The 390-nt window shown below is 54.6% G+C and carries 3 tRNA genes; all 3 read right to left on the reverse strand.

Features of this window, described 5'->3' with window-relative positions:
- Window positions 1–72 precede the first annotated feature (72 nt).
- The 3 genes from LIZ98_RS17720 to LIZ98_RS17730 all read right to left on the reverse strand — a co-directional run bounded on the left by LIZ98_RS17720 (window position 73) and on the right by LIZ98_RS17730 (window position 325).
- Window positions 73–146 (reverse strand) — tRNA-Pro (locus LIZ98_RS17720).
- Between the two features lie 10 nt (window positions 147–156).
- Window positions 157–230, reverse strand: a tRNA-Arg gene (locus LIZ98_RS17725).
- Window positions 231–239: 9 nt separating this feature from the next.
- Window positions 240–325: transfer RNA gene (locus LIZ98_RS17730), tRNA-Leu, on the reverse strand.
- Between the last annotated feature and the right edge of the window lie 65 nt (window positions 326–390).

The following is a 390-nucleotide window of genomic DNA, read 5'->3' on the forward strand; positions in this document are numbered from 1 at the left end:
ACCGCTGACCTCCTGCGTGCAAAGCAGGCGCTCTCCCAGCTGAGCTAAGGCCCCAAGTTTTTATTTAACATGTCGGGAAGACAGGATTTGAACCTGCGACCCCATGGTCCCAAACCATGTGCTCTACCAAGCTGAGCTACTTCCCGTATTTAAAAACGCGCCCGATAGGAGTCGAACCCATAACCTTCTGATCCGTAGTCAGACGCTCTATCCAATTGAGCTACGGGCGCACTTAATGATGCCGAGGACCGGAATCGAACCGGTACGGTAGTCACCTACCGCAGGATTTTAAGTCCTGTGCGTCTGCCAGTTCCGCCACCCCGGCAATATTCTAGAGCGGAAGACGGGATTCGAACCCGCGACCCCCACCTTGGCAAGGTGGTGTTCTAC

Source organism: Caldibacillus sp. 210928-DFI.2.18, from assembly GCF_020554505.1.
Lineage (GTDB): Bacteria > Bacillota > Bacilli > Bacillales > Caldibacillaceae > Caldifermentibacillus > Caldifermentibacillus hisashii.